The sequence below is a fragment of the Mycobacterium sp. genome, assembly GCF_032159565.1.
Lineage (GTDB): Bacteria > Actinomycetota > Actinomycetes > Mycobacteriales > Mycobacteriaceae > Mycobacterium.
Map to the genome: position 1 here is coordinate 1 of NZ_JAVHWR010000013.1, position 12,328 is coordinate 12,328.

At 67.6% G+C, this 12,328-nt stretch carries 15 protein-coding genes and 1 riboswitch; of the genes, 7 read left to right on the plus strand and 8 right to left on the minus strand.

Annotation, left to right across the window (positions count from 1 at the left end; genetic code table 11):
• A partial coding sequence (locus QOC76_RS01850; protein WP_526353586.1) for an amino acid permease occupies positions 1 to 809 on the minus strand: 809 nt, incomplete at its 3' end.
• Positions 810 to 908: 99 nt separating this feature from the next.
• Between QOC76_RS01850 and QOC76_RS01855 the strand changes: the two genes are divergently transcribed.
• On the plus strand, positions 909 to 2,168 hold the full coding sequence (locus QOC76_RS01855) for a TetR/AcrR family transcriptional regulator (protein ID WP_526353566.1): 1,260 nt from the start codon (positions 909 to 911) through the stop codon (positions 2,166 to 2,168).
• Here the strand turns inward: QOC76_RS01855 and QOC76_RS01860 are convergent.
• The 4 genes from QOC76_RS01860 to thiD form a co-directional block, all read right to left on the minus strand.
• Positions 2,135 to 2,410: a DoxX-related protein gene (locus QOC76_RS01860; RefSeq protein ID WP_526353568.1), complete on the minus strand. Its 276-nt coding sequence runs from the start codon at positions 2,408 to 2,410 to the stop codon at positions 2,135 to 2,137. The genes QOC76_RS01855 and QOC76_RS01860 overlap by 34 nt on opposite strands.
• An 18-nt stretch (positions 2,411 to 2,428) precedes the next feature.
• On the minus strand, positions 2,429 to 3,094 hold the full coding sequence (locus tag QOC76_RS01865; RefSeq protein ID WP_526353588.1) for a septum formation family protein: 666 nt from the start codon (positions 3,092 to 3,094) through the stop codon (positions 2,429 to 2,431).
• A 2-nt stretch (positions 3,095 to 3,096) separates the two neighbouring features.
• Complete coding sequence (locus QOC76_RS01870; protein WP_526353590.1) at positions 3,097 to 3,714, minus strand: alpha/beta hydrolase family protein; 618 nt, start codon at positions 3,712 to 3,714, stop codon at positions 3,097 to 3,099.
• 2 nt (positions 3,715 to 3,716) lie between these two features.
• The gene (gene thiD / locus QOC76_RS01875) at positions 3,717 to 4,559 is read right to left on the minus strand and encodes a bifunctional hydroxymethylpyrimidine kinase/phosphomethylpyrimidine kinase (protein ID WP_526353570.1); all 843 of its coding nucleotides are present in this window, start codon (positions 4,557 to 4,559) and stop codon (positions 3,717 to 3,719) included.
• A riboswitch (TPP riboswitch) is annotated at positions 4,549 to 4,661 on the minus strand. It overlaps the preceding gene by 11 nt.
• Before the next feature lie 101 nt (positions 4,662 to 4,762).
• Here thiD and QOC76_RS01880 point away from each other — a divergent pair.
• The 3 genes from QOC76_RS01880 to QOC76_RS01890 all read left to right on the plus strand — a co-directional run bounded on the left by QOC76_RS01880 (position 4,763) and on the right by QOC76_RS01890 (position 8,425).
• Complete coding sequence (locus tag QOC76_RS01880) at positions 4,763 to 6,517, plus strand: MFS transporter (RefSeq protein WP_526353572.1); 1,755 nt, start codon at positions 4,763 to 4,765, stop codon at positions 6,515 to 6,517.
• Between the two features lie 19 nt (positions 6,518 to 6,536).
• Positions 6,537 to 7,472 (plus strand): lysophospholipid acyltransferase family protein, encoded by a 936-nt coding sequence (locus tag QOC76_RS01885; protein WP_526353574.1) that lies wholly within the window; start codon positions 6,537 to 6,539, stop codon positions 7,470 to 7,472.
• A gap of 110 nt (positions 7,473 to 7,582) precedes the next feature.
• Positions 7,583 to 8,425 carry a hypothetical protein gene (locus QOC76_RS01890; RefSeq protein WP_526353576.1) on the plus strand — a complete coding sequence of 281 codons (843 nt, stop codon included), beginning with the start codon at positions 7,583 to 7,585 and terminating at the stop codon, positions 8,423 to 8,425.
• On the opposite strand, the gene QOC76_RS01895 is transcribed toward QOC76_RS01890, so the two are convergent.
• Genes QOC76_RS01895 through QOC76_RS01905 form a run of 3 tightly spaced genes read right to left on the minus strand, consistent with a single transcriptional unit; the run spans position 8,422 to position 10,750 of the window.
• Entirely contained in the window at positions 8,422 to 9,231 is an 810-nt protein-coding gene (locus tag QOC76_RS01895) for an exodeoxyribonuclease III (RefSeq protein ID WP_526353578.1), read from the minus strand. The two genes, QOC76_RS01890 and QOC76_RS01895, sit on opposite strands and share 4 nt — an antisense overlap.
• 9 nt (positions 9,232 to 9,240) lie before the next feature.
• Positions 9,241 to 10,155, minus strand: a complete 915-nt coding sequence (locus QOC76_RS01900) for an N-acetylglutamate synthase, CG3035 family (RefSeq protein WP_526353592.1) — start codon at positions 10,153 to 10,155, stop codon at positions 9,241 to 9,243.
• A 1-nt stretch (position 10,156) separates the two neighbouring features.
• Complete coding sequence (locus QOC76_RS01905; RefSeq protein WP_526353580.1) at positions 10,157 to 10,750, minus strand: peptide deformylase; 594 nt, start codon at positions 10,748 to 10,750, stop codon at positions 10,157 to 10,159.
• Positions 10,751 to 10,870: 120 nt separating this feature from the next.
• On the opposite strand from QOC76_RS01905, the gene napA reads away from it, so the two are divergent.
• From napA to sodC, 3 genes are all read left to right on the plus strand, one after another.
• Positions 10,871 to 11,179 carry a nucleoid-associated protein NapA gene (gene napA / locus QOC76_RS01910; protein ID WP_526353594.1) on the plus strand — a complete coding sequence of 103 codons (309 nt, stop codon included), beginning with the start codon at positions 10,871 to 10,873 and terminating at the stop codon, positions 11,177 to 11,179.
• Between the two features lie 42 nt (positions 11,180 to 11,221).
• Complete coding sequence (locus QOC76_RS01915; RefSeq protein WP_526353582.1) at positions 11,222 to 11,695, plus strand: LytR C-terminal domain-containing protein; 474 nt, start codon at positions 11,222 to 11,224, stop codon at positions 11,693 to 11,695.
• A 9-nt stretch (positions 11,696 to 11,704) separates the two neighbouring features.
• A partial coding sequence (sodC, locus tag QOC76_RS01920) for a superoxide dismutase[Cu-Zn] (RefSeq protein WP_526353584.1) occupies positions 11,705 to 12,328 on the plus strand: 624 nt, incomplete at its 3' end.

Sequence of the window (12,328 nt, forward strand, 5' to 3'; positions counted from 1 at the left end):
ACCACCGGTTCGATGCCCGAGTGGCCCGCTGCCCGCACGGCGTCCGCGAGCGGGGCACTCGACGCCGCCAGAGAAGCGCTGCCCAATTGCGTCAGGACCGCCGCGGCGACGATCGCGTAGACGGCCAGGGTGATGCCCAGTGCGATCGGAATCGCCCGTGGGATCGTGCGCGCGGGGTCGCGCACCTCCTCGCCGAGGGTGGCGATGCGTGCGTAACCGGCGAACGCGAAGAACAACAGGGCCGCCGCCTGCAGCACGCCACGCACGCTGGTGTCGCCGCCGAAGATCCGCGAGATGTCGGCGTCCCCCGCACCGAACGCGACGGCCACGACCACCACGGCGAGCACAGCGAGGACGACCGCGACGATGACGCGGGTCAGCAGCGCCGACTTCTGGATGCCCGCATAGTTGATCGCCGTCAACGCGACGACCGCGGCGACCGCGACCGCGTGCGCGTGCGAAGGCCACGCGTAGATCCCGACCGTCAGGGCCATGGCCGCGCACGATGCGGTCTTGCCGACCACGAAGCTCCACCCCGCGGTGTAACCCCAGAACTCGCCCAGTCGCTCGCGGCCGTAGACATAGGTGCCGCCGGACTGCGGATAAAGCGCCGCCAGCCGTGCCGATGACGTCGCATTGCAGTACGCGACGACGGCGGCGACCGCCAGCCCGATCAGTAGTCCCGAACCCGCCGCCGCGGCAGCGGGTGCCAGCGCGACGAAGATCCCGGCACCGATCATCGAGCCGAGGCCGATCGTCACGGCGTCTGCGATGCCGAGCCGCCGTTGCAGCGCCGGCTCGTCAGGCATGCTCACCGGAACCGATACTAGGTCAGGCGGCGGGATCTTTCCCGAACCGGCTCGGGGCACCCATTGGACCGGCCTACGCACGCGATTAGGGTGATCGCCATGGCGCGCCGCGAGCAGCGGATCGGTCTCGGCCGGCCCACTGTCGATACCGACATTCGGCATCGGCCGAAGGACCGCAAGGCGCAGATCGCCAGGGCGTCGGCAGAAGCGTTCAGCGCGCTGGGCTATCACGCGGTGAGCATGGAGGCGATCGCATCGCGAGTCGGCATCTCGGCCACCGCACTGTATCGGCACTACCCGAGCAAGTACGACCTCTTCCGCGATGCGGTGCTGGCCCTCGGCGAGCAGTTGGTGGGTTGCACGGAGTTCGTCGACGACGCGAATACCGACGGGGAGACACTGCGGCGACTCATCGCCGCGATCACTGACACCGCCCTTGTCAATCGCGAATCCGGCGGGCTCTACCGGTGGGAGGCACGTTATCTGCGCGGCGACGACCAGACCACGCTCGACAGCCAGATGCGGACGGTCAACCGCCGGATTCAACAGCCGCTCACAGCACTTCGGCCCGGGCTTTCCTCGCGTCAGCGCTGGATGCTGTCCTCGTCGATGCTGAGCGTCATCGGCAGCATCGTCGACCATCACGCGAAGCTTCCGGCGGTCCACATTCGTGCCGTGCTGGCCGAGGTCGCGACCGCCATCTCGACCGCCGACATGCCCGATCTGCCCGACGAGCCCGTCGTCGAGAGACCCGAGCGCAGGCGGGTCGGCGTCGAACCGTCGAAATACGAAGCGCTACTGACGGAATCGGTGCGGCTGTTCAACCGGAAGGGCTACCGCGACACCACGATGGAGGAGATCGCGTCGGCGGTCGGCATGCCCACATCGGGCATCTACCGGTACTTCTCCGGCAAGAACGACATCCTGGCCGCGATCTATCGGCGGGCGGCCGACCGGTTGTCGTCGGAGGCCTCGTCCATCCTCGTTTCGGTCACCGATCCGGAGCAGGCGCTGACCGGGTTGGTCGACGCGTACGTGAAGAGGTCGTTCGACCATCCGGAACTGGCATACGTCTACTACACCGAGCGGCTGAACATGGCGCCTGCCGACCAGAAGATCCTGGGCAACCTGCAACGGGCCACGGTCGAATCGTGGGTGCGGTTGGTGACGGCGATCCGCTCGGACTGGACGATGGGGCAGGCCCGCTTCGCCGTACACGCGGCGATGGCGTTGGTGATCGACGTGGGCAGGCTGATGCACTACGACAACTCCGTGGCATCGCGTGTGACGGTCGGTCGACTGCTCGACCTGACGCTGCTCGGCCGCTACCGATTGCGGACGACGTTGCCCGCCAGGTAGGCGCCGTAGCCGATCAACCCGATGATGGCCAACGGCCGGGTCTTTCGCGACGTGAGACCGAGACCGATCGCGGTTTCGACGCCGCCGTCGATGTAGACGTGTTTGCGGGTGTCACGTGGGAACGCCTGCCCGGTGACGGCGTCGAACACCTCGGGCTTGACGAAGTGCGCAACCCCGACGCCTGCGAGTCCCAGGCCCACGAGCGCCGCTGCGCGCGACCCTCCGGACTTCTGCTCTGGCACGTGAAATTCCTTTCGCCGTTACTTCTTCAGGGCCCCGGTGCGAGGGCTGTCGGTGGTCGCGATGCAGGTCACGGTGCGGTCGCCCTGGCCCCACGAGTCCTCGCTCGGGTAGAGGACGAACAACCCGACGTCGGCATCCTCGGCGGCCTCGGGGGAATAGTCGGCCAACTCCGGCGCGCACTTGTTCTGGTACTCCTCGATCGCGAACTGACCGGGAAAATCACCGTCGGGCATGGTCATCACCGAGAAGATCTCGCCTGCGTGCGGTTCGCCGCACGGCGCGGTGTCGACGGTGATCACCAGGCCGGAGGCGGGCAGTTTCTTGAGGCAGTCACCTGCCTTCACCTCGGTGGCGCTGACAGTGCCCTTGTCGAAGAGCACCAGGAAGACCACGAGCGCGACGATCCCGAGCACCCACAGGCCCGAGAGCACCAGACCCGCGATGGCCATCCCGCGCCCGCCCTGTCCCTTCCTGGCCCGGTTCAACCCGACGATGCCGCACACCACGCTGATCAGGACACCGCCGATGAGGCCGAAGATCAGGGAGATGACCGCCCACCAGTTGGTGCCGGGAGCCGGTGGCGGGTACGCCCCCGGCGCCGGGTAGTACGGCGGCGCCGGGTAGTACGGCGGCGGCGGATATCCCCCCGGCGGCGGTGGCGGCGGATAGTCGCCCGGCGGCATGGTCACGAGAGCAACCGTAGCGCCGCGTCGACCGCGAGAACCGGCACATCGAGCGACTTGGCGCCGAGGTCATGGCGGGCGCCGGTGATCTCGACGACGTCCGCGGAGGCCGGAATCAGCGCCGCGGCGGCGCGCAGTTCGTCGATGGAACCGAACGGGTCCGACGTGCCGTGGGTGAACACCGTCGGCACCTCGATCCGCGGCAGGTGCTCGGTGCGGGCCCTCTCGGGCTTGCCCGGCGGATGCAGAGGGTAGGAGAACAGCGTCAGCGCATCGACGTCCGCCGCGCCGTCGGCGACGACCATCGACGTCATCCGGCCGCCGTATGAGTGGCCGCCCGCCACGACGGGCCCCTTGGCCATGTCGCGGACGAGTTCGATCGCTTCGACGATGCCCGCCTGGTCGGTGGCCGCCGACCCCGACGGCGGGCCCTTCGGCCTGCGCCTGCGGTAAGGCAGGTTGTAGCGCACTGCGAGCCAACCGCGGCGCGCCCATTCGTCGCAGATCTTCTTCAGCAGCGCGGACTCCCGACTTCCGCCGGCACCGTGGGTGAGCACAACGGCGCCCCTCGGCCTGCCGTCGGGCTCGTGTGCGATCCCCGCGATGTCGTCGAGGGTCACGATCACTGGGGGCTCGACAGCCGGAAAAGCGGTGACACCGGGCCATGCCCGTGGCCCAACGGGTAAGCGGCGCGCAGACATTCGGTCACCCACGACTTCGCGAACGCCACTGCGTCCGGCACGGTGTAGCCGTGTGCGAGCGCGCAGGCCACGGCGGACCCGAGCGTGTCGCCTGCGCCGTGATCGTCGCCGGTGTCGATTCGTGAGGCACCGAACTCGTGGAAGTCCGTGCCGTCGTACAACAGATCGGGGCTTTCCGACGACGACCGCAGATGGCCGCCCTTGACCAAAGCCCACTGCGGCCCCAACGCATGCAGCGCGCGGGCGGCATCGCGTTGGGAGGCGTCGTCGACGACATCGATGTCGACGATCAGCCGAACCTCGTCCAGGTTCGGCGTCACCAGCGTCGCGAGCGGAAACAGGTCGGTGCGAAGGGAATCCAACGCGCTCGGGTGCAGTAGAGGATCGCCGTGCATCGATGCGCACACCGGGTCGACGATGAGCGGCACGCTGCCCGCAAGGCCCTGTGAGCGCCAGGTGTCGGCGACCGTTCCGATGATGTCGGACGACGCCAGCATGCCGGTCTTGGCGGCCTGTATTCCGATATCGCTCGCCACGGCTTCGATCTGGCCCGCGATGACGTCGACGGGGATTTCGTGAAAGCCCCTGACGCCCATCGAGTTCTGCACCGTCACCGCGGTCACGGCGACACAGGCATGCACGCCAAGCAACGCGAACGTGCGCATGTCGGCCTGGATACCGGCGCCGCCCCCGGAGTCCGAGCCGGCGATCGTCATCACCCGCGGCGGAGTCTGACCGCCAGGAGTCAGAGGCAGGAAATTCACTAGCACTCCCTACGCCGGCATTACCCGGTCAGGTTCGTACGGTCGACGGCAGCTTCAGCCGTCCTCTCAGCGCGCTCGATACGCGCTCCCGTGTGGTTGGTCAGGCCGTCTCCACGCTATCGCATGGAACACAAATTGCTCCCGGTTGGTTTGTATAGCTAACATATGTGTTTTGCAGCCGATTTGATACGTAAGCGAAGTTGATGACGACCGAGATCGAGATGACGAAAACCCCAGTCGTGGCGAACGCCGACGTGGCAGTCGCCGAAACCGCCCGCCGGCGCAGGCGAATGGACCACGACCATCCCTTCTACAAGTGGGTGGTGCTGTCCAACACCACCCTGGGCACGCTGCTGGCCACGATCAACGCGTCGATCGTTCTCATCTCGCTGCCTGCGATCTTCCGCGGCATCGGCCTCAACCCGCTGGCACCCGGCAACGTCAGCTATCTGCTCTGGATGCTGATGGGCTATCTGGTGGTCACAGCCGTTCTGGTGGTCCCGTTCGGCCGGCTCGGCGACATGTTCGGCCGGGTGCGCATCTACAACGTCGGCTTCGTGGTGTTCACGTTCGCGGCCGTCGCGCTGTCGTTCGACCCGTTTCACCTCGGCGGCGGTGCGCTGTGGCTGATCGCCTGGCGGGTGGTTCAGGGTGTCGGTGGCGCGATGCTGATGGCGTCGTCGTCGGCGATTCTCACCGACGCGTTCCCGTCCAACCAGCGCGGTATGGCGCTCGGCGTGAACATGGTGGCCGCCGTCGCCGGATCGTTCCTCGGCCTGCTCATCGGCGGCTTCCTTTCCGAGTGGCATTGGAAGGCGATCTTCTGGGTCGGTGTGCCGATCGGCATCCTCGGCACGATCTGGAGCATCCGGTCGCTGAGGGAACTCGGCGTGCGCACGCCGGGCCGGCTGGACTGGGCGGGCATCCTGTCTTTCGGCGTCGGCCTGACGGTGCTGCTCACCGGCATCACCTACGGCATCCAGCCCTACGGCGCCTCCACCACCGGTTGGACCAGCCCCTGGGTGCTGGGGGCGATCGCGTTCGGACTTCTGTCCCTGGTGGCGTTCTGCTTCATCGAGTCGCGGGTTTCCGACCCGATGGTCGACATCCGGCTGTTCCGCTCCGCCTCGTTCGGCATGGGTAACCTCGCGGGCCTGATGTCGTCGATGGGACGCGGCGGCCTGCAGTTCATGCTGATCATCTGGCTGCAGGGCATCTGGCTTCCGTTGCACGGCTACAGCTTTGAGTCGACACCGCTGTGGGCCGGTATCTACATGCTGCCGATGACGGCAGGCTTCCTGGTGGCCGGACCCCTGGCAGGCTCGCTGTCCGACCGCTTCGGGGCGCGCCCGTTCACGGTGGGCGGAATGCTGCTGATGGCGGCGACCTTCGTCGCGCTGGTGATGATCCCGGTGAACTTCGACTACTGGCTTTTCGCGGTGCTGGTGTTCCTCAACGGTCTCGGTGGTGGCATCTTCACGGCACCCAACACCGCGGCGATCATGTCGAGCGTGCCCGCCGCCCAGCGCGGTGCGGCCTCGGGCGTGCGCGCGACGTTCTTCAACGCGGGTTCATCGCTGTCGATCGGCGTCTTCTTCTCGCTGATGATCATCGGGCTGGCGCACACTCTGCCGACGGCGATGAGCAGCGGCCTGCAAGCGCAGGGCGTGCCCGCATCCGTCGCACACGACGTGGCCAACCTGCCTCCCGTTGGCAGCCTGTTCGCGGCGTTTTTGGGCTACAACCCGATCGCCGAGTTGCTGGCGCCGTCGGGGGCGTTGCATGCCCCCGGCGTCGACGCCGGCGTGTTGACCGGGGAGAAGTTCTTCCCGCAGCTGATCACCGAGCCGTTCCACACCGGGCTGGTGGTGGTGTTCGTCGCGGCCGCGGTGATGATGCTCATCGGTGCCGTCGCCTCGATGTTCAACGCCGGCCGGTACGGCGCCAACGACGACTGAAATTGGGTACTCGGTGCGTATGACAAGCACCGATCACCGGCCTCAGGATCTTCGACAGCAGGCGCAGCGCCACGCCGAAGAGGCCCGCGCGAAAATGGCCGACCGGCGCGCCGAGCAGGACGGCGGCCTCAGCGGCTGGCTGGCCGAACGCGCGGGCGAGTGGGATCTGCAGGGTCCCGACGAGGCGACGATGCAGCGCCAGAAGTACCTGTGGAACTTCCTCGTCGACTACTGGTTCCGCATGGAAATGGATGGCTGGGAGAATCTCCCGGAACCGCCGGTGCTGCTCGTGGGCATCCACTCGGGCGCACCGTTCGTCTGGGACGCCTGGACGGTCGGTGTCCAGTGGTGGCGTCGCTTCGGCCAGGACCGGCTCCTGCACGGCACCGCGCACGACGCACTGATGGCGATACCTGCGGTCGGCAGGTACTTCCGCGCGATGGGCGTGCTTCCCGCCGCCCCGGACTCGATGGCGAGCGCACTGGCCGAAGGGCGCGACGTCGCAGTGTGGCCGGGCGGTGAAGTCGACTCACTGCGGCCGTGGTTCGATCGCGACAAGGCCAACTTGGCAGGCCGCAGCGGATTCGTGAAGATGGCCATCCGCGCAGGCGTACCGATCGTGCCGATCGCGACCGTCGGGGGTGCAGACGCGATGCCGGTGCTGATCCGCGGCGACCGGCTCTCGCAGACGCTTCGATTGGACAAGCTGTTGCGGCTGAAAGTCTTCCCCGTCGCGGTATCGCTGCCGTGGGGGATAGCGCCCGCGGCGCTACCGCAGTTCCCGTTGCCTGCCAAGATCAGGACTCGACTCATGCCCGCGATCGAACTCGACCACGATCCGCAACGTGTCGACGATGACCAGTACGTCGACGCCAAATATCACGAGGTGCAGTCCAGCATCCAGAGCGGAATGGATGCGTTGGCGCGCAAGCGGGCCCTGCCACTGTTCGGCTGACGGTTCGGGCGGGTCGAACCGCAAATCATAGGGAAACACCCGATTTCTTCACGGGCCTGCACTCAATAGCGTCGTTGGCAGGAACCTCACAGTCGAAGGGTGGGTGGCTCATGGCACTTACACAAGCAATTCGCGTGTTGTCCGTCGTCGCAGCGTTGATGTTCGGCCTGGTGTTCGGGCCTGTCGTTCCGACGGCCGGGGCCGACACGCCTGCGGCCCAGCTGAAGAGCGCGACGGTCAAGAAGACCACGCTGACCTACACGTTCGCCTTGCAGGGCACCGAGGATGTCGGCGGCATCTGGCTGACCGTGCGGGAGCGGGACAATCCGGACAATGTCATCGTCAACGGGCAGGACGTCGACGTCCGACCGATACCCGGAGCCTTCCGCGACATCACCCGAACGGCAGGCGGAATGCCGGAGGGCACAGCGGTGTGTGTGAGCGTTGTCGTCTGGAAGACGGTCCACATCGGGTTCAACGACGACCCGTCGCCGCCGTCGAACCAGATCTGCACGGACCCTGAGAAGACGGCCAGTCAGGCCGACCTCGCCCTGCAGAACATCCGCGGCAAGCAGGATCCTCTCGCGCCCGAGACCTACGCATACCTGATCCTTGTGGACAACAACAGCGCCAACGAGGCCAAGGATGTCACCGTCGACCTCGCCACCTCCGGTGTCGCGACGTTCGCGGCGGACCAGGGTTTGGTCGCGCCCGGCTGGGCAGCAGCTGGATACTCCTGTGCGTCAAGGCCACCCGTCGGTGGCGAGTCCTCGGCGATGACGTGTAGAGGCGGCACCCTGAAGGCCAAGGACCACACCGACCCCGCCGTGTTGGTGACGTTCAACAGTGCCGGCTTCGGGACGATCCATGCACAGGTGAGCGGGGGTGGCGACACCACGCCGGGCAACAACGGCACCGCGCTCACGCTGCAGCCCGTCCAGAAGACCGGTTAGTTCCGCGCGGAGCCGAGTTCGACAAGCACCGGGGCATGATCGCTGGGGGACTTGCCTTTTCGTTCCTGTCGGACGATCTCGGCGTGCGACACGCGTTGCGCCAGCGCGGGGGAGCCGAGGATGAAGTCGATGCGCATGCCCCGGTTCTTCGGGAACCGCAGCTGGGTGTAGTCCCAGTAGGTGTAGACCGCGGGGCCCGGGGTGAAAGGCCGCACCACGTCGCTGAACCCGGCGCCGACGATCGCGTTGAACGCGGCGCGCTCGGGCCCGGTCACGTGTGTGCTGCCGCGGTAGGCCTCCACACTCCACACGTCCTCGTCGGTGGGTGCGATGTTCCAGTCGCCGGTCAAAGCGATCTGCGCGTCCGGGTTGTCGGTCAGCCACTGCTGCGCGGTATCCCGCAGCGCGCCGAGCCAGGCCAGCTTGTAGCCATAGTGCGGGGAATCGACCGTGCGGCCGTTCGGGATGTACAGGCTCCACACCTGCACGCCGTCACACGTCGCTGCCAGTGCGCGCGCCTCGGCCGCTTCCGCGGCGGCACCGTCGCTCCACGTCGGCTGGCCGTCGAAACCGATGTGCACGTCATCGATGCCCACCCGCGACGCGATCGCCACACCGTTCCACTGGTTGAAGCCGCAGTGCACGACGTCGTACCCGATGGCGGCGAACGGCATGGTGGGGAACTGGTCGTCGGCGCACTTGGTCTCCTGCATGGCCAGCACGTCGACGTCGGCACGTGCCAACCAGTCGGTGACGCGGTCGACGCGGGCCCGGATCGAGTTCACGTTCCAGGTCGCCAGCCGCATGGCTACAGGCTACGGATCTACACTGCTCCTCACGTGCGCACCGTCGATGTAGCGCGCGCGGTGCTGTGTGTGCAGGCCCAGCTGCTCGTACAAACCGATCGCGGGCGCATTGTCGGCCAGCACCTGCACGTAGCAGCGGTCCGCACCGTGTTCGGTGGCCCACGCCAGAAGCGCGGTGCACAGTGCACGCGCATGGCCTTCCCGCCGGTGCCCGTCCGCAACCCGCACAGCCGACAGACCCGCCCAGCGGGTTCCGTCCGGCGCGGTGGTGACCGCCGCCCGCCCCACCGCGGCCTCGCCCCGAGTCGCGAACACCACGACGCCGTCGACGACGGCGCTCAACACGTCGACGGGAACCTCGCGCTCGTAGAGCCGCAGCCACCGCGCGTCAGGACGCGCCTTAAGCGTCACGGTCGCGTCGGACTGACCCGCAGGCAGATCGCGGACCATGACAACCGTTTCCAGGTGCGCGGCAACGTGTCCTGGCATGTCGACCAGCCGGTCGGCCACCGCCAGCCACGGCGTCTGGCCGCGCCGGGAGTACCAGTCGACGATCGCAGGCACCGAGCTCGCATTCGCGCCGATGCCGAGCGGCACAGCCGAATTCGCTCGGTGGGTGTGCCCTCCCGCACCGCGCAGCAGCCAGCCCTCGATCCACTCCTGCTCGGTGCCCGGCCACGCCAGCGCGGCGGCATGCTCCGTCGCGCGGATCTGCGACGTCCGCACCGGCGCCGCCGACAATGACCGCACCGCGACGACGTCGCCGGCCGCGATCTCCACCACCGCACCGGATTTCGTCCGAACACGAATGCGGGGACCGGTTCGCTCCAGATGACCGATCACGTCGGTGAGCGGTGGCACCGAACCCGCGGGCCGCCGATAGCGAAGGCTGACCCGCGTGCCGACCGCGGGAAGGTCGGACACGTCAATGGCCGAACGGGTCGGGGTCCTCACCCGGCATCCACGTCACGCCCGGAACTCCCCAGCCGTGCGACTTCACCGCCCGTTTGGCGCTGCGCGCATGCCTGCCGACCAACCGGTCCAGGTACAGCAACCCGTCCAGGTGCCCGGTTTCGTGCTGCAGCATCCGCGCGAACAAGCCGGCGCCTTCCAGGGTGATCGGCGTGCCGTCGGCGTCCAGCCCCGTCACCCGCGCCCAGTCCGCGCGGCCGGTCGGGAACGACTCGCCGGGCACCGACAGGCAACCTTCGTCGTCGTTCTCGGGATCGGGCATCGTCTCGGGTACCTCCGAGGTCTCGAGCACCGGGTTGACGATCACACCCCGCCTGCGGGCCGTCTTGCCGCGCTCCTCCGCGCAGTCGTAGACGAACACGCGTTGGGACACGCCGATCTGGTTGGCCGCCAGGCCGACCCCGTACGCGGCGTCCATCGTTTCGAACAGATCGGTGATCAAGTCGGCGAGATCGGGCGGCAGCGAACCGTCATCGGCCACCGGCACCGGAGTGGTCGCGGTGTGTAAGACGGGATCTCCGACGATTCGGATGGGTACGACTGCCACGGTTGGCAAGCTTAAGTGAGCCGACTCGCCCGGTTGGCTGACGGCCCAACAAGCGATGCCGTGGTTGAATATTCGCCGTATCGCTAGCGAGTTTGAGTGCGGGAAAGGTCCAGGGGCAACATGGACGGCGCCATGGCGCGGACTGAGCAATCCGGGGACAACTCCGAACTCACTGATGGGCTGACCCGCCGCGAACACGACATTCTGGCGTTCGAACGCCAGTGGTGGAAGTACGCAGGCGCCAAGGAAGACGCCATCAAGGAGCTCTTCTCGATGTCGGCGACCCGGTACTACCAGGTGCTCAACGCGCTGGTGGACCGGCCGGAGGCGCTGGCAGCCGATCCGATGCTGGTCAAGCGGCTGCGGCGGCTGCGGGCCAGCAGGCAGAAGGCGCGGGCGGCACGCCGCCTCGGCTTCGAGGTGACCTGAGCCTTTCGTGGGTTTGCGCACCACGCCGATACAGTGGGCCCAATGAACGAGCGCCCCTCCGAGTCATCCGGGCTGCCCCTGCGGGCCATGGTGATGGTGTTGCTCTTCCTGGGCGTGGTCTTTCTGCTGGTCGGATTCCAGGCCATGGGCTCGGGAGACGACTCCAGCGCCGACGACTCGCCGGTCGCCACGGCCAGCACCACCTCCACCCCGTCGCCGACGTCGGCGACGCCGGCGCCTGCCGCCAAGGCCGACGTCCGGGTCTACAACATCTCCGAGACTGCAGGCGCCGCCGAGAACACCGCGAACCAACTGCGGGATGCCGGCTGGAACGTCACCGAAACCGGAAACCTCGCCCTCCAAGGGGTGACCGCCACAACCGTCTACTTCAGCGACGCGCCCGGTGAGCGGGAATCCGCCGACGAGGTGGGCCGGCTGCTGCAGGCTCCGGTCGAGCCGAGGGCGCCGGAACTGGCCGATCAACCACCGGGCGTGGTCGTGGCGGTGACGGGATAGGCTCTCGGCATGCTTGCATTGGCCTGCTCCTCGCGTGCGAAGAAAACGACCGTTGCCGCCTTGTTCGCTCTCCCCGCACTCGCCGTGAGTGCCTGCAGCCCCAGCGAACCGGTGTCGACGCAGCCGGGGACCCCGCCGCCGGTCTGGACCGGGTCGCCTGCGCCGTCGGCACAGGCCGGTGAGGGCGAAAGTCAAGCCGCGCCCGCGGGCGACAAGCTGACCGCCCAACTCAAGAACGCCAGCGGTGCCACGGTGGCCACCGCGGACTTCGCATTCTCCAGCGGCTATGCGACCGTCACCGTCAAGACGACGGGACCCGGTCAGCTGGCACCGGGCTTCCACGGGCTGCACGTCCACTCGGTGGGTAAGTGCGAAGCCAGCTCGGTGGCGCCGACCGGCGGTGAACCGGGCGACTTCAACTCCGCCGGAGGACATTTCCAGGTGCCGGGGCACAGCGGACACCCCGCCAGCGGTGACCTCACGTCGTTGCAGGTGCGCCAGGACGGCACCGCCCAACTCGTGACGACGACCGACGCCTTCACCTCAGAGGATTTACTCGCGGGCGCCAAGACGTCGATCATCATCCACGAGAAGGCCGACAACTTCGCCAACATCCCGCCGGAGCGCTACCAG